Origin of the sequence: Pseudomonas sp. PD9R, assembly GCF_019200975.1 — a bacterium.
Taxonomy (GTDB): domain Bacteria; phylum Pseudomonadota; class Gammaproteobacteria; order Pseudomonadales; family Pseudomonadaceae; genus Aquipseudomonas.
The window spans coordinates 136,814-151,770 of the sequence record NZ_JAHTMR010000013.1; the positions used below are offsets into that span (position 1 = coordinate 136,814).

14 protein-coding genes and 2 pseudogenes are annotated in these 14,957 nt (G+C 57.1%); 4 read left to right on the forward strand and 12 right to left on the reverse strand.

Annotated elements, in window-relative coordinates:
• The first annotated feature begins 255 nt into the window (after positions 1-255).
• Positions 256-462 (forward strand): hypothetical protein, encoded by a 207-nt coding sequence (locus KUF73_RS23075; RefSeq protein WP_218440321.1) that lies wholly within the window; start codon positions 256-258, stop codon positions 460-462.
• 278 nt (positions 463-740) lie between these two features.
• Here the strand turns inward: KUF73_RS23075 and KUF73_RS23080 are convergent, their stop codons facing one another.
• The 11 genes and pseudogenes from KUF73_RS23080 to KUF73_RS23130 all read right to left on the reverse strand — a co-directional run bounded on the left by KUF73_RS23080 (position 741) and on the right by KUF73_RS23130 (position 12,589).
• Complete coding sequence (locus KUF73_RS23080; RefSeq protein ID WP_371135543.1) at positions 741-1,838, reverse strand: retropepsin-like aspartic protease; 1,098 nt, start codon at positions 1,836-1,838, stop codon at positions 741-743.
• A 152-nt stretch (positions 1,839-1,990) separates the two neighbouring features.
• A pseudogene (locus KUF73_RS23085) lies at positions 1,991-2,149 on the reverse strand (GNAT family N-acetyltransferase); the annotation flags it as partial.
• 14 nt (positions 2,150-2,163) lie between these two features.
• Positions 2,164-2,571 (reverse strand): hypothetical protein, encoded by a 408-nt coding sequence (locus tag KUF73_RS23090; RefSeq protein WP_218440323.1) that lies wholly within the window; start codon positions 2,569-2,571, stop codon positions 2,164-2,166.
• Between the two features lie 123 nt (positions 2,572-2,694).
• The gene (locus KUF73_RS23095) at positions 2,695-3,525 is read right to left on the reverse strand and encodes a lipid II-degrading bacteriocin (RefSeq protein ID WP_218440324.1); all 831 of its coding nucleotides are present in this window, start codon (positions 3,523-3,525) and stop codon (positions 2,695-2,697) included.
• 614 nt (positions 3,526-4,139) lie between these two features.
• Complete coding sequence (locus KUF73_RS23100; protein WP_218440325.1) at positions 4,140-4,706, reverse strand: GNAT family N-acetyltransferase; 567 nt, start codon at positions 4,704-4,706, stop codon at positions 4,140-4,142.
• 128 nt (positions 4,707-4,834) lie between these two features.
• Positions 4,835-5,605 (reverse strand): electron transfer flavoprotein subunit beta, encoded by a 771-nt coding sequence (locus tag KUF73_RS23105; RefSeq protein WP_218440326.1) that lies wholly within the window; start codon positions 5,603-5,605, stop codon positions 4,835-4,837.
• Positions 5,606-5,620: 15 nt separating this feature from the next.
• Positions 5,621-6,841 carry an electron transfer flavoprotein subunit alpha/FixB family protein gene (locus KUF73_RS23110; RefSeq protein WP_218440327.1) on the reverse strand — a complete coding sequence of 407 codons (1,221 nt, stop codon included), beginning with the start codon at positions 6,839-6,841 and terminating at the stop codon, positions 5,621-5,623.
• Positions 6,841-8,790 carry a dimethylglycine demethylation protein DgcB gene (gene dgcB / locus KUF73_RS23115; RefSeq protein WP_218440328.1) on the reverse strand — a complete coding sequence of 650 codons (1,950 nt, stop codon included), beginning with the start codon at positions 8,788-8,790 and terminating at the stop codon, positions 6,841-6,843. The genes KUF73_RS23110 and dgcB overlap by 1 nt, the downstream gene beginning before the upstream one ends.
• 136 nt (positions 8,791-8,926) lie before the next feature.
• Positions 8,927-10,987, reverse strand: coding sequence for a dimethylglycine demethylation protein DgcA (dgcA, locus tag KUF73_RS23120; protein ID WP_218440329.1), 2,061 nt, complete (start codon positions 10,985-10,987; stop codon positions 8,927-8,929).
• A 15-nt stretch (positions 10,988-11,002) separates the two neighbouring features.
• The gene (locus tag KUF73_RS23125) at positions 11,003-11,533 is read right to left on the reverse strand and encodes a DUF5943 domain-containing protein (RefSeq protein ID WP_060542338.1); all 531 of its coding nucleotides are present in this window, start codon (positions 11,531-11,533) and stop codon (positions 11,003-11,005) included.
• Between the two features lie 78 nt (positions 11,534-11,611).
• A complete protein-coding gene (locus KUF73_RS23130; protein ID WP_128874053.1) occupies positions 11,612-12,589 on the reverse strand; it encodes a dipeptidase in 978 nt (325 codons plus the stop codon).
• A gap of 222 nt (positions 12,590-12,811) precedes the next feature.
• Between KUF73_RS23130 and KUF73_RS23135 the strand changes: the two genes are divergently transcribed.
• The 3 genes and pseudogenes from KUF73_RS23135 to KUF73_RS23145 all read left to right on the forward strand — a co-directional run bounded on the left by KUF73_RS23135 (position 12,812) and on the right by KUF73_RS23145 (position 13,903).
• Positions 12,812-13,213: a lysozyme inhibitor LprI family protein gene (locus tag KUF73_RS23135; RefSeq protein WP_218440330.1), complete on the forward strand. Its 402-nt coding sequence runs from the start codon at positions 12,812-12,814 to the stop codon at positions 13,211-13,213.
• Between the two features lie 21 nt (positions 13,214-13,234).
• Positions 13,235-13,453: pseudogene (locus KUF73_RS23140) on the forward strand (helix-turn-helix domain-containing protein); the annotation flags it as partial.
• Positions 13,454-13,486: 33 nt separating this feature from the next.
• Entirely contained in the window at positions 13,487-13,903 is a 417-nt protein-coding gene (locus KUF73_RS23145; protein ID WP_218440331.1) for a DUF3010 family protein, read from the forward strand.
• Positions 13,904-13,990: 87 nt separating this feature from the next.
• Here KUF73_RS23145 and KUF73_RS23150 read toward each other — a convergent pair whose 3' ends face one another.
• A complete protein-coding gene (locus KUF73_RS23150) occupies positions 13,991-14,935 on the reverse strand; it encodes a GlxA family transcriptional regulator (RefSeq protein WP_218440332.1) in 945 nt (314 codons plus the stop codon).
• Between the last annotated feature and the right edge of the window lie 22 nt (positions 14,936-14,957).

Sequence of the window (14,957 nt, forward strand, 5' to 3'; positions counted from 1 at the left end):
CAAGGCAAGATCAAAAGATCGCAGCTTGCGGCAGCTCCTACATGGTCACCTGTAGGAGCTGCCGCAGGCTGCGATCTTTTTATTCGCAAGCCCCCCAATCTTAGAACTGTACGAAATATGATCTATCTCGTTCAGCGCTATGCCCGGCGTGGCTCCCAGCCTTTCGCAAACAAGTTATCCACACCTCCACCCACAGCAAATGGGGACAAGTGTGAATTTACGCAAAATTTCCTCCAAAGAAACCGAAGAAAATCCGTGACTTATCCAGAACAAGGGTTTCAAACGGTAATTGGTCGTTTTTTGATCGATAGCTTGAAAGCCACGTTTTATATGGCTTGCAGCGGATGGCGAACACCTTATCCACAGAAGCGCCAACAGACTTTGGGGGCAACTTCGGCGTATCTGTGGAAAACCACCTCAAGCCGCGATAAATCAAGCTTTGCGCAGGGTTTATCCGGTTAAAACGACGAATTGATCGTTTTTTAACCGACAAGCTAATAGGCCCGTTTTATAAGGCCTGCAGCGGACAGCAAACATCTTATCCACAGAAGCGCCAACAGAGATTGGGGGCAAGTATTGGCACTCAAGCAAACTTATCCTTAGGAAAAAGCTCGAAAAAACCGTATGTTAGGCTGGTTATTTTTTGTACGAAGGCTTGCAGGGCTTGATTTGCATGGGGTCTAGCGAAGGGCGAACATGTTATCCACAGAAGCGCTAACAGGGATTGTGGGTAACCACGATCAGCGCCTGTTAAAACACGATCTATCCGAGTCGATATCCAGGTTCAACTCATAGTCATTGAATGCACGCCATCCGAGCAAAATCGAAGGCACGTACTGGCCCAGCAACATGGACGGAGGAATCGTGTAGTCCGGGTAGAACCTGTAGGTGATCCACCTGGTATTTTCTGACAGGCTCAACTCACCCTTGAAAGTGAGGTAGTGCGGCTTCTTGAAGACATTGATGGGTGTGTTGCCCGGCGTGGCCGACGTCAGGTAATCAGCATTACCTGTATCAATAATCGCCAGCGTCGCCCGGCGATCAAGCCGCGCGGCAATGGTCAGTCGTTGATTAAGGTCCATGCGCGCATAGGTAATGCGCGAATCACACCGCTCGGAGGGTTCGGAGTTCACTTCCAGGGTTTTCTTCGTGATCGTCAGGCGCCCCAGCTTACCGATCAAATCCAGCCCTAATAAATTATCCCGGTCACTGACAAACACCAGGACGTTCCTGAATTCGCTCCCGCCTATCTTTAAAGACTCAAAGATCCCGAGTTTGGCCGACAGGTCGTGTTCACCATAAAACGTGCTGTAGCCATAGTGAGAGTCGGTTAATAACTTGATGCCCATCAGCTTCGCGGTTTCGCTGTTGACCCGGGTTTGCGGCGCGCCGGTGTCCACAATGAATCGGGACGAAACACCTCTGGCCGCTTTGACATCGATGTAGGGCAGCACTTCGTCGGTCACATGACTGTCATTGGAATAGGGATGAATCGGCAGCATTTCGTGCCGTTTGGTTCTTGTCATCGAGAAATCGCCGACGGCCCTCAGAGTCGCGATGGATTCGTTGCCGAACATGGAAAACAGGGCGTTGAGCTCAGGGTCACTCGCAATGGCTTGAGCATGCTTACGCTTGATCGCCAGGTAGTAGTCAGGAAGTTGATTGGCAGCTTTGGCTTCGAACATACGCGCCAGGACGGACACGGAACAACTGAGGTTTTTATCCGCGTCCAATACCTTGTCGCACTGCTGCTTCAACTGCGCCAAGGAAGCTTTTTGTCCCTGCTCAGATTCCATCCATCGATTAAAATCAGGCCCTGCGTGCGCAATCTCCGCCATCGCGCTCGTGGCGAAACACAGACAAACTCCAGAAAGGATCAACGACGATTTCAACTTCGCGCCATCGATCAGACATGTCTCACACCGACTGACCGCCTTCATGTTCAACCCATTGCTGTCACCCAGGGCAGCTCATAGGAAAATGTAGCTCACTAGGGCCATTGCATGAGGTAGGCGTCACCCGTCACCCGAATCATCGGGTGTGGCGTGATCTGGCAGGTGTCAACGATCCGGAAGCCGTGGCGCTCGTAAAACCGGCGGGTGCCAGTTTTCACGGTGTAGTCGATCAGGCTCAAGCCATTCAGGGCTAAAATAAACTTCAAATTCATGACCCATTACGTCTTGGGGTGGAGCTGAGAGTTAAACCTATTACACCGACATAAAGAATGACGCCAGCCATTCCCAAAACGGTATCGAGAACAAAAGAAAAAATTATAAAAATCCCAAAAAATGAAGTTAACAAAAGAAGGAGATTTGACGAAAAGAAAATTATTCTATGCATGCCAAGCGAATAATGTTTTAGCTTTAGGATGGCTATGGCTCCCAAGCCTGTAAAAAAAATAGCTACAACGCCTATTACTTGCAATGCAACCGCATAAATCATTACAGCCGGCAAACCCCTCGTATCAGAAAGATCATTCGGATTCTCTGGAATTTTAATTCCAACAGAAAATAAGCAGAACCAAGCGCCAATAAAAAACAAAACTGCTATCCACAGATAATACCGATGCATAGATTGTCACTCCAGATTGTGTTGGCCGCCAGTCCAAGCGCGGCCAACAAATATATTTAACTACAGCTGCCGGACTGACTACAACAACCAGCGACCGACATATTTACAGCCTCTCACTGACTACTACTGGGAAATAAAAATTAAATTTGTGCCCTTGATTGCAATTTCATATGGCGTCGCATTCAGGTGTTTTTCAACTGCGGATAGAACGCTAGTAGCATTTTCTCCTACCGCACTTCGAAACGTACTGGGATTCGCATCATATATATCGTTATAGGCCCTCGCCCCTCCCGAAAAGACCAGGCTTCCGTTCTCTTGCTTGATAACTGCTCCTTCGATCTTTAGAGTAATATTCCCCAACCATGATGCAGTCATCCAGGAGTCCGAAGATGTATTGTAAGGCACCTTATTTAAGAGAATCGAAGTCCGACCTACCGGCGCAGTCGCTAATGCGGCTTGTAGCATCGGAATTGGAGTGCTAGACAAGTTTAAGCCCAAACTGTTGATATCTGTTTCCGCAGAGACGCCCTTACCCAAAAGAAAGTGCCCCAAAGCTGCAACCGGAGTCAGTACGCCACCGGAAAACCTCGTGGGTGATTGACCTGGAGCTGTTACATGACGCGATGCATAATTTAACGCCTGTGCCGGGGACATATGGGGATTTAAACAAATATAGTTATCAGCGAATGGCATTGTCACCATGTCGCGAGCAAAGGCGGCAGTAAAGCCCCCTGTGATCGCGCCATTTGTAATATAAGCCTTTTGTTCGTTAGTGATCCTTATGATCATTTCCCGCCACAACCCTTCACTATAATGGCCGTTTCGCTCGGTTTGCTGAGCGGCAGCCACAATTGCCGGATTCGGCGCGGGCCAAGGAGCCCCAACTGGCATAGGACTATGCGCAGGTGCTATTGCAGTAGTTACTATAGGTGGCAGCGCTATTCCATTGCTCATTATTTACTTCCTGTAAATTATTAATCTGATGACGGAGCAATTATCGCTTATCAAGCCACAGCCGAAGGCTACCCCGCTACCTGCTGGAAGCGTTTCATATTGAATAAAGCTGTAGCCAGATAAATGCTCGTAATATAGATATACTCCAAGAAACGCGGACCAACAAGAACCTTGAAAACACCCGCCCGTGGTGTAACACACGATCAAAGAGCGAAAATAAACAATCTGAACATTTTGAAGCCAATGACAACTCATTGATACAAAAGAATAAAATAGAAATCAGTCAAAAAACCCAGATGTTTTCCTACAAATAGCTTAGCCTCCGGATTTGCAAGTAGGAAATAACTTACACGCAATACAAAATCGTCTGACGTTATAACTCCTATTTCGCACAAGCTATGATTTCGGACAAATCTTATTAAAAATGACATACAACTGGCTTCAGACATTATGAATAGTCTGGAAAACCGAAGCGGCATGGCAAGGCAGATCGTAAACAATGGAGCTTTGTTGGTGAGAAAACGGAAAATGACTAACAGATTCAGCAAACTACTGAAGATCTGCTAGGTCGTCCATTAATGTAATTCAGGCCCACTTATGAGAAATGTAGCCCACTAGGGCCATTGCATCAGGTAGGCATCACCCGTCACCCGGATCATCGGGTGTGGCGTGATCTGGCAGGTGTCAACGATCCGGAAGCCGTGGCGCTCGTAAAACCGGCGGGCGCCGGTATTGACGGCATAGTCGATCAGGCTCAACCCCTTGAGGCTCAACTGGCTGGCACGGTCGTGAGCGTGGGCGAGGAACTGCTTACCCAGACCCTGATTGCGCCAACCCTCATGCAGCGCCAGGCTGGAGATGTAGAGCGTGTCGGGGATTTCCATGTCGGCATAGGGCACCAGGACTGGGTCGGTCGTGGGCTCTGCCAGCGGGTCATGGCGCATGACGTAGCTGTGCATCATGCCGATGACGTGGCCATCGACTTCGGCAATGAGGCAGTTCTCGTAGGAGAAATCCACACCATCACGGGCATACCGGGCTGCGCCCACGTCCAGCAGATCCTGGCCGGGCTCGGCTATCTGGCTCCAGATGTAATCCGAAGCGCCCTCTGACGAAATCTGAAACAAACGCGCAATCTCACGCGCATCCGCGCGCACTGCGGAACGAAATTCAACTGTCATTATTTTTCCTTGTGGGGGCCAACGACGATCCGGCCATGTAGGAGCTGCCGAAGGCTGCGATCTTTTGATCTTGATCTTGAAAAACAAAATCAAAAGATCGCAGCCTTCGGCAGCTCCTACATTCGGCGTTAGCGGACTACACCTTCTTCAATCAGCAACTTGAGGATGGCTTCAGCCCCCGCCTGTGCCGTGACGCCCTTGAGCACTTGCCCGCCGCCACCGCTGGCCTTGGCCGTCGCGGCTTTCATCCGGTCGGCACCGCTCTTGGCCTTGATCACTTTCAGGCGTTTTGGCCGTGGCTTGGCCGGTTGCAGGGTGGCGACCGCCAACAGTTCATCGTCGACGACTTCTACTTCATCAGCCTGCAACACCCCGCGCCGAGCAGGGCCGTAGGCGCTCTGCCGAGGTTTTGGCGCGGCGTTATCCACAGTCGCCAGAAACGGCAAGCGGACCTTCAAGCGACGGCGCTGACCGCGCGGCAACGCTTGCAGCACCAACGCCGAACCGCCGTCGATCGACTCGACTTGCGCCAGCCCCACCACCAGCGGCCAGCCCAGGCTTTCCGCCAGCAGGAAAGGCAACATCCCCGAGCCTTCACCGGTTTCCGCCTGACTGCCGGTCAATACCACTTGGGCTCCCGCATCGCGCAAATACGCGGTCAACGCCGGCAGCGCGTCGGCGCCTTCCGGCTGTTCCAACACGTGCAACTGCGCAAGTCCCATGCCCAGATAAGCGCGCAAGGCAGGCTCGGCAACGTCGCCGGCATGCAAGACCTGCAAGTTATCCCCCGCCAGTTGCAGGCCCAGTTCCACCGCACGCGCGTCCTGTTCGGCACGCCGTGGCCGGCCAGAAGTCGGGTGGGCGCCGATGGACACCAAGCTGATGATTTTCGTGCTCATGATCCTTTCCTTCCCTTAAGCCGCATCGCGCTTGGCTTCGTTGCGATAAGCCTCTACCGCTTCGATCAAGGCTTGAAGAATCTCCGCACTCTCGCCGATCACCGACAGGTCGGCGCGTTTGATCATGTCGCAGCCAGGGTCGAGGTTGATCGCCACCACCTTGTCGCAGGCACCGATGCCTTGCAGGTGCTGGATCGCGCCGGAAATCCCCACGGCCACGTAGACCCGTGCGGTGACCCAGGTGCCGGATGCCCCGACTTGGCGGTCGCGGGCCATGAAGCCATCGTCCACTGCCACCCGGGACGCGCCTTCGGTGGCACCGAGGGCTTCGGCGGTCCTGTGGAAAAGTCCCCAATCCTTGACCCCGTTGCCGCCGGAGAAGATGAACTCGGCTTCGGCCATCGGAATCGCCGCTGGGTCCACCGCCACCGCGCCCAGATCTTCGATGCGCGACAGACTGCGCGCGACGGTTGTGGATAACTCTACCGGCAGGGCTTCATGACGGGTTTCGCTGACCGGCTCGGCACATTCGACAGCGGCCAGAATCAAGCGCGCAACCGGACGGGCCAAGTCTTGCAACCCCGCACCGGCGCGGCCGATGCACTCTTGATCCTTGACCTGCCAGACCCGCGTGGCCGGGCGTTCGCCGAGCGCGGCGGCAAAGCGTCGACCGAGTTCACCGCCACCACTGCGGCTGTCCGGCAGCAACCAGTGACGCGGGTTGAACTGGTTATCCACAGCCCGCAGGCCCTGGACCCGTTGTTCCGGTGCATAACCGCTGAACTCGTCGCCATCCAGTACCAGCAAGCGATCAACGCCTGCCGTAGCAAAGGCGTTTTCTTTGTGTTCGCCGAAGACCACGGCCAACACCGCGCCGTCCTTGCCGGCCAATTGATGCGCGAGGCCCAGCAGGTCACGGTCGTGGCTGCTCAAGCGGCCGCCGACCATGTCCGGCACGACGCTGATGTAGAACGCCGGCGTTGGCACTTGATGCAGCGGCAATTGCACTTCAACGGCGGCCGAGCGTTTGGTCGCCCCGCCCTGTTGAGCGCCGCTGCGGTCAATACGCTTGATACCGTTGGGGCCGATGAAGCCGATACCGTGCAGGTTCTTGCGGATGACACCGTTAGGTCCCATCCAGCTGTGTTGCGCCGGTTGCATGGCCGCATGCAGCGGGTGCAGGCGGTTGCGGGCAATCCATTCGGCGCGGGGGTCGCGGCGGATAATGTCGCTCATCAGTGGGCCTCCGCAGGTTCACGTTGCGCCGGCGCGGCTGGTTTGCTCGGGGCCTGGTCTTCGAGCAATGCGTCTGCCACCAGTTCGGCGATGTCCTTGATCAGCGGTCGCGGTTCGACCACACCTTCGAGCATCGCGGTGCACTGCGGGCAACCCACGGCCACCAACTCTGCACCGGTCTCGCGGATGTCTTCCATGCGCATGTCGGGGATCCGTTGCTTGCCCGGGATGTCGGTGATCGGCGCCCCGCCACCGCCGCCGCAGCAGCGCGAGCGGAAACCGGAGCGTTGCATTTCCTTGACCTCGATCCCGAGGGCGCGCAGTACCTCGCGCGGCGCCTCGTATTCGCCGTTGTAGCGACCGAGGTAGCAAGGGTCGTGATAGGTCACGCTGCTGCCTTTGTGCTGACCGAGATTCAGCGCGCCGGCACCGATGATTTCCGCCATGTAGGTGCTGTGGTGCTGCACGAGGTAGTTGCCGTCGAAGGCACCGTATTCGTTTTTCAGCACGTGGAAGCTGTGCGGGTCGCAGGTGACGATGCGGTTGAAGTTGTACTTGGCCAGGGTCTGGATGTTGCGTTTGGCCAACAACTGGAAGGTCGCTTCGTCGCCCAGGCGTCGGGCCACGTCGCCGCTGTCGCGTTCTTCGAGTCCGAGCACGGCAAAGTCGATTTTCGCGGCTTTCAGCACTTTGACGAAGGCACGCAGGGTGCGCTGGTTGCGCATGTCGAAAGCACCGTCGCCAACCCAGAACAGCACGTCGGTGGATTTCTTTTCGCTGAGCAGATTGAGGTTCAAATCCGCCGCCCAGTTCATCCGCCCGCCCGGTGCGAAGCCGCCCGGGTTGTCGGTGGCGATCAGGTTTTCCAGGACCTCGGCACCCTTGTTCGGGGTCGCGCCTTTTTCCAGGGTCAGATGGCGACGCATGTCGACGATGGCATCGACGTGCTCGATCATCATCGGGCATTCCTCGACACAAGCGCGGCAGGTGGTGCACGACCACAGGGTTTCGGCGTCGACCAGACCGTTGACGATCGGCTGATGCGGATTGCCGGCGTGTTCGCCAATGGCTTTGCCTGGATAAGGGCTGCCAGCGAACTTGGCGTCGGTGCCGCCCGCGAGGCCGACCACCATGTCTTGAATCAGTTTTTTCGGGTTCAGCGGCTGGCCGGCGGCAAACGCCGGGCACGCGGCTTCACATTTGCCGCACTGCACGCAGGCGTCGAAGCCGAGCAGTTGGTTCCAGGTGAAATCCTTGGGTTTTTCCACGCCCAGCGGCGCCGTTGGGTCGTTCAGGTCCAGCGGTTTCAAACCGGTGGAACGGCCACCATTAAAGCGTTCGGCGCGACGGTGCCAGGCCAGGTGCAAGGCACCGGCGAAGGCGTGCTTCATCGGCCCGCCCCAAGTCATGCCGAAGAACAATTCCGACACGCCCCAGAGCACGCCGATCCCGAGGATCACGGCCAACAGCCAACCGCCGAAGTTTTCCGGAAGGATGCCCGCCACCGGCAGGGTCACCAGGAAAAACGAGGCCGAGAACGCCAGCAGGCTTTTCGGCAGGCGCATCCACGGGCCTTTGGACAAACGGGCTGGTGGATTGCGCCGGCGAAGATAAACAAAGATCGCACCAACGAACATCACTGCCGTCATCAACAACAGTGCATAGCCGAGGAAGCGGTTATGCAGGCCGAAACCGTGCACCAGAACCGCCAGAACGATGGACGCTACCGCACCACCCGCTGTGGCGACGTGGGTGTTGGCGATGTATTTGTCCCGCGCGACAACGTGGTGCAAATCGACCATGTAACGCTTGGGCATGGCGAACAGGCCGCCAATCAGGTCGACCTTCGAGGCCCGGCCCCGGCGCCACATAGCCACCCGCCGCAACGCGCCCAGAACCGCAAGGCCCAGGGCAGCGAACAACAGGATTGGAAGAAGGGTGTTCAACATGGTGAAGCTCCCACCAGTACATCTTGGAGAAACACGGTCGGTGTAGGAGCTGCCGCAGGCTGCGATCTTTTGCTTTTAAAAGATCAAGATCAAAAGATCGCAGCCTTCGGCAGCTACTACCGGGGGTTAGCCTGGCTTAGAAATCCTTGCACAGCCGCAGGGCGTCGTAGATCGCCGCGTGGGTATTGCGCTGCGCCACGCAGTCACCGATACGGAACAGCAAGTAGCCGTCACCCGTGGTGCTCAACGAAGGTTGCGGCTTGATCGCGAACAGGGCTTCGATGTCCATCTGGCCTTTGTTGCGCGAGCCTTCCTTCAGGGCGTAGTAGATTTCTTCGTCCGGACGCACGCCGTTCTCGACGACGACCTGGTCCACCACCCGCTCCTCTTTGGCGCCGGTGTATTCGTTTTCCAGCACCGCCACCAGCTTGTCGCCTTCGCGGTAGACCTTCTCCAGCATCATGTCGCCGGTCATGATCACTTCTTTCGGGTACATGCTGCGGTAGTAGGTCGGGAACGACGTACCGCCAATCGCCACGCCTGGCTTGATGTCGTCGGTGACGATTTCGACCTGGCTGCCTTTGTCAGCCAGGAAGTCGGCGGTGGACATGCCGGTGAATTCGCAGATGGTGTCGTAGACCAGCACGTTTTTGCCCGGCGCAACTTTGCCGTCGAGGATGTCCCAGCTACTGACCACCAGGCCTTCAGCCGCGCCCCAGTGTTCGTTCTGTTCCAGGAATGGATGGCCGCCAACAGCCAGCACCACCACATCCGGACGCAGGTCGAGAATGGTTGCCGCATCGGCCGCCACGCCCAGGCGCAGGTCGACTTTCAACCTCGCTAGCTCAAGCTGGAACCAGCGCGTGATACCGGCGATCTGGTCCCGTTGCGGGGCTTTCGAAGCGGTGGTGATTTGCCCACCGATGAATTCTTTTTTCTCGAACAGGGTCACGTCGTGGCCACGTTCGGCAGACACGCGTGCGGCTTCCATCCCGGCAGGACCGGCACCGACGATGACAACCTTGCGTTTCACACCGGTCGACTTCTCGATGATGTGCGGCACGCCCATGTATTCACGGGAGGTCGCGGCGTTCTGGATGCACAGCACATCCAGCCCCTGGTACTGACGGTCGATGCAGTAGTTGGCACCGACGCATTGTTTGATCTGGTCAACCTGGCCCATTTTGATCTTGGCGATCAAGTGCGGGTCGGCGATGTGCGCGCGGGTCATGCCGACCATGTCGACGTAACCGCCTTCCAGAATACGCGTGGCCTGGTTCGGGTCCTTGATGTTCTGCGCGTGCAAAACCGGTGCCTTCACCACTTCCTTGATGCCGGCCGCCAAGTGCAGGAATGGCTCCGGTGGATAACTCATGTTGGGAATAACGTTGGCCAGGGTGTTGTGGGTGTCGCAACCCGAGCCGACTACGCCGATGAAGTCGATCATGCCGGTGTCGTCGTAATACTTGGCGATCTGTTTCATGTCCTCGTGGGACAAACCGTCCGGGTGGAACTCGTCGCCGCACAGACGAATGCCGACGCAGAAATCCGGGCCGACTTCAGCCCGCACAGCCTTCAACACTTCCAGGCCGAAACGCATGCGGTTCTCGAAGCTGCCGCCCCATTCGTCGGTACGCTTGTTGACGCGTGGGCTCCAGAACTGGTCGATCATGTGCTGGTGCACGGCAGACAGCTCGACACCGTCCAGGCCACCGGCCTTGGCCCGCGCGGCGGCGCTGGCGTAGTTGCCGATCACCCGCCAGATTTCTTCCGGCTCGATGGTTTTGCAGGTCGCACGGTGTACCGGTTCGCGGATACCCGACGGCGACAGCAAGGTTGGCCAATGCTCGCCATCCCAGCGCGAGCGACGGCCCATGTGGGTAATCTGAATCATGATCTTGGCGCCATGCTTGTGCATGGCATCGGCCAGGTTCTGGAAGTGCGGGATGATCCGGTCATCGGCCAGATTGACCGATTTCCACCAGCCTTGCGGGCTGTCGATGGCCACACTGGAAGAACCGCCGCAAATCGCCAGGCCGATCCCGCCCTTGGCTTTCTCTTCGTAATACTTGACGTACCGGTCGGTGGTCATGCCGCCGTCGGTGGCATAGACCTCGGCGTGTGCGGTGCTGAGCACGCGGTTACGGACGGTCAGTTTGCCGATCTGGATCGGCTGGAACATTGCTTCGAAAGCCATGGCGGGTTCCTCGACTTACAACGGCTTGACGGTGAACAAGCCGTCTTCGTGGCCCTCTTCGGAGCCACCGTAGACTTGCTCGGCCACGGTGCGGATCTTGCTGCCGCGAGCGGCGAGGATCTGGTCCATGGCACCGGCAAACCAGCCAGTGAACATGTAGTCGACCTTGCGCCCGACCTTGCCGTACACGTAGACGAACGCCGAGTGTTCGAGCTTGACGCTGGCAGTGCCTTTGTCGAGGTCGATGTCCTGGATCTTGAACAGGCCCCAGCCGCGTTGCGACAGGCGCTTCATGTAGTGTTCGAACACCGCGACGCCTTCCAGGCCGTGGCATTCAGCTTCTTTTTCACACCAGTGCCAGGCGGACTTGTAGCCGGCCTTGTAGAGGATTTCGGCGTAGGCATCGGCGCCCAGCACTTCCTCGATACCCATGTGGTTGTTGACGAAGAAATGGCGCGGCACGTACAGCATCGGCAGTGCGTCGGAAGTCCAGACACCGGTTTCGCTGTCGACTTCGATAGGCAATTGCGGGGCGATCTTGGCCATGGAAACTTAACTCCAGAAAATTCGTTGTGTTGCCCCCGGCGCGGACGGCCGGGGGAAAGGATTCAGAAGTGCGGCGGCTTATTCGCCCCAGACGTCTTTCAGGACGCTCACCCAGTTCTCGCCCATGATCTTGCGCACCACCCGCTCGGAGTGGCCGCGCTTGAGCAGTGTCTCGGTCAGGTTCGGGAACTCGCCCACGGTGCGGATGCCCAGCGGGTTGATGATCTTGCCGAAGCTGGTCAGACGGCGGGCATAGCCCTTGTCGTGGGTCAGGTATTCGAAGAAGTCCTGGCCGTGACCCTGGGTAAAGTCGGTGCCGATGCCGATGGCGTCTTCGCCCACGATGTTCATGGTGTATTCGATGGCTTCGGCGTAATCGTCGATGGTCGAATCGATGCCTTTGGCCAGGAACGGCGCGAACATGGTCACGCCGACAAAACCACCGTGATCGGCAATGAACTTCAATTCTTCATCGGACTTGTTGCGCGGGTGAATCTTCAGACCCGACGGCAGGCAGTGGGAGTAGCAGACCGGTTTTTTGGATTCGAGGATGACTTCTTCCGAAGTCTTCGAGCCAACATGGGACAGGTCGCACATGACGCCGACGCGGTTCATCTCGGCGACGATTTCGCGACCGAAGCCCGACAGGCCGCCGTCACGCTCGTAGCAACCGGTGCCGACCAGGTTCTGGGTGTTGTAGCACATCTGCACGATACCGACGCCCAGCTGCTTGAACACCTCGACGTAGCCGATCTGGTCTTCGAAAGCGTGGGCATTCTGGAAGCCGAAAAGGATGCCGGTCTTGCCTTGCTCCTTGGCTTTACGGATATCGGCGGTGGTGCGCACCGGGATCACCAGGTCGCTGTTCTCGCGGATCAGTTTCTGGCTGGCGGCGATGTTGTTCACAGTGGCCTGGAAGCCTTCCCACACCGAAACGGTGCAGTTGGCTGCGGTCAGACCGCCCTTGCGCATGTCTTCGAACAGCTCACGGTTCCACTTGGCAATAATCAGCCCGTCGATAACGATGCTGTCGGCGTGCAATTCGGCTGGGCTCATCAGGCTGTCCCCTTATTAGCGATTCATGCGCCGAATCGTCTGCCGGCGCTTTGGGGCCAGCATATGCCTCGGTGCCCGAGCAGCCGGGTGCAAAAACGACAGGGGAATTGCCGAAAGCGTCAATCCGCGACAAAGGGTCGTCGTCCGGTGCAATCAGCGACCTGTTCAAGGCCGTCGGCTTGGGCCAGAATTCGGCGCATCTCTTGATGTAGGGCGACCCGAATGAAATCCATCCTCCTGGCATTGGCACTGATCGCGACCGGCGTGCACGCGGCGGAAGAATCTGACGACAACCCATGCGACAAAGTCGAAAACGACATCCAGACCCTGGAATGCTCGGCTTACAGCAAAACCACCGCAGAAGACTTGCTCAAGGAAAATTTCCAGGGCCTGACCGAACGCATGCAGTCGCAGTACGGCAAAAACCCGTCGCAACTGGCCGACATCACCGCCAAGCTCAAGGCCGCTCAACAACAATGGCTGAAAACCCGCGATGCCGACTGCGCCGTCGAAGCCTTCCCGGCGACGGCTGGCAGCAAGGCATTCACCATCGCGCAAAATGATTGCGTGGCCCGGATGAGTGATGAGCGGTCGGAGTTTTTGGAGTCGATTGGGCAGGAGTAACCGCAAAGGATGAAAAACATGATGATCCCTCACGAAGTGGTCAGTCGCATCGTCGATGGTGCTACTCCCATCCGCGCATGGCGCGAACACTTGAACCTTACCCAAGATGAAGTGGACAAACGGATGGGCATTTCCCAACCGGCTTTCGCCCAGCAGGAAACCGTCGCCAAACCGCGCAAGGCCACTCGCGAAAAAATCGCCGCGGCTTTTGGCATCAGCGCCATTCAACTTGAGCTGTAAGCTGCACGCATTCAGCCAGTAAAGGGATTCAACATGAAAGTCTGCGGCATCGAAATCAAAGGCAGCGAGGCGATTATTGCCGTGGCCACCCTCGACGGTCAGGCGCTGAGCCACGTTGCCCTGGCCACCAAGAAGATTGCCCTCGACGATGACGACGAGGCGGCCAACGTCAAACTGTTCGCGGCGCAGGTTGCGTCGTTTGTACGTGAAAATTCGATTGATCGTATCGCGATCAAAAAGCGCAGCAAGAAAGGCGAATTCGCTGGTGGACCGACGACGTTCAAGATCGAGGGCGTTTTCCAGCTGCTGGAGAATTGCGAGGTGACGCTGCTGTCGCCGCAGACGATCAATGCGCAGAGCAAGAAACACAATTTCGAGCTGCCGGGGACGCTGAACAAGTATCAGCATGAGGCTTATAAGGCGGCTTGTTCGGCGTTGGTGAAGAAGTAATACCGCCAAGACCAAAAGATCGCAGCCTTCGGCAGCTCCTAAAGAGGACCATATGTAGGAGCTGCCGAAGGCTGCGATCTTTTGATTTTATGCCTTAGCAGTACGTCGATCTTCTCTCGGGCACCGCTCGTACTTCGCCCGGTAGCTGCGGGTGAAATACGAAGGCGATTCAAACCCGCAGGCAATGCTCACTTCCAGCACGCTCATGTCGGTCTGACGCAACAACTGCCGCGCCTTCTCCAGCCTCAATCGCAGGTAGAAGTTGCTCGGTGTGTCATTCAAGTGCAGGCGAAACAGCCGTTCGAGCTGACGCCGGGTGACTTTGATCGATTCCGCCAACTCCAGCGTGCTGAGCGGCGGTTCGCTGTGCTGCTCCATCTCGCCAATCACATGCACCAGCTTCTTGTTGCTGATGCCGTAGCGCGTGGCGACTTCCATGCGTTGGTGGTCTTTTCGGGGGCGGATGCGCCCGAGTACAAATTGTTCGCTGACCTGAATCGCCAGTTCCGGACCATGGGCCTGGGCGATCAGATCCAGCATTAAATCGATTGAGGCCGTGCCGCCCGCTGAGGTGATGCGCCGACGGTCGATCTCGAACAGCTCCTGAGTGACGCTCAGCTGTGGATAAGACTCCTTGAAAGCGTCGATGGCTTCCCAGTGCAAGGTCAGGCGATGGCCGTCGAGCAAACCCGCTTCGGCGAGAATAAAGCTGCCGGTGTCGATGGCGCCGAGGGTCACGCCTTCGTTGTCCAGCCGTCGCAGCCAGTGCTCCAGCGCCGGCGTGGCGAACTTAAGGGGTTCGAAGCCGGCGACTATCAATAAGGTCGCGCCTTTTTTCAGCGGTTCCAGTGCGGCGTCGGCGTTGACCGACATGCCGTTACTGGCCAATACCGCGCCGCCATCGGCGCTCAGCACATGCCAGCGATACAGCTCGCCGCGAAAGCGATTGGCGACCCGCAACGGCTCGATGGCCGAGATAAATCCGATGGCCGAGAAACCCGGCATCAACAAGAAATAAAAATCCTGGGACATGGAGCGCACTCGCTTAGCAGGT

What these genes read in the sequence shown, in the direction of transcription:
- KUF73_RS23080 (WP_371135543.1), bottom strand. Translation starts at nt 1,838, where the DNA reads ATGGCGGAGATTGCGCACGCAGGGCCTGATTTTAATCGATGGATGGAA.
- KUF73_RS23090 (WP_218440323.1), bottom strand. Translation starts at nt 2,571, where the DNA reads ATGCATCGGTATTATCTGTGGATAGCAGTTTTGTTTTTTATTGGCGCT.
- KUF73_RS23095 (WP_218440324.1), bottom strand. Translation starts at nt 3,525, where the DNA reads ATGAGCAATGGAATAGCGCTGCCACCTATAGTAACTACTGCAATAGCA.
- KUF73_RS23100 (WP_218440325.1), bottom strand. Translation starts at nt 4,706, where the DNA reads ATGACAGTTGAATTTCGTTCCGCAGTGCGCGCGGATGCGCGTGAGATT.
- KUF73_RS23105 (WP_218440326.1), bottom strand. Translation starts at nt 5,605, where the DNA reads ATGAGCACGAAAATCATCAGCTTGGTGTCCATCGGCGCCCACCCGACT.
- KUF73_RS23110 (WP_218440327.1), bottom strand. Translation starts at nt 6,841, where the DNA reads ATGAGCGACATTATCCGCCGCGACCCCCGCGCCGAATGGATTGCCCGC.
- dgcB (WP_218440328.1), bottom strand. Translation starts at nt 8,790, where the DNA reads ATGTTGAACACCCTTCTTCCAATCCTGTTGTTCGCTGCCCTGGGCCTT.
- dgcA (WP_218440329.1), bottom strand. Translation starts at nt 10,987, where the DNA reads ATGGCTTTCGAAGCAATGTTCCAGCCGATCCAGATCGGCAAACTGACC.
- KUF73_RS23125 (WP_060542338.1), bottom strand. Translation starts at nt 11,533, where the DNA reads ATGGCCAAGATCGCCCCGCAATTGCCTATCGAAGTCGACAGCGAAACC.
- KUF73_RS23130 (WP_128874053.1), bottom strand. Translation starts at nt 12,589, where the DNA reads ATGAGCCCAGCCGAATTGCACGCCGACAGCATCGTTATCGACGGGCTG.
- KUF73_RS23135 (WP_218440330.1), top strand. Translation starts at nt 12,812, where the DNA reads ATGAAATCCATCCTCCTGGCATTGGCACTGATCGCGACCGGCGTGCAC.
- KUF73_RS23145 (WP_218440331.1), top strand. Translation starts at nt 13,487, where the DNA reads ATGAAAGTCTGCGGCATCGAAATCAAAGGCAGCGAGGCGATTATTGCC.
- KUF73_RS23150 (WP_218440332.1), bottom strand. Translation starts at nt 14,935, where the DNA reads ATGTCCCAGGATTTTTATTTCTTGTTGATGCCGGGTTTCTCGGCCATC.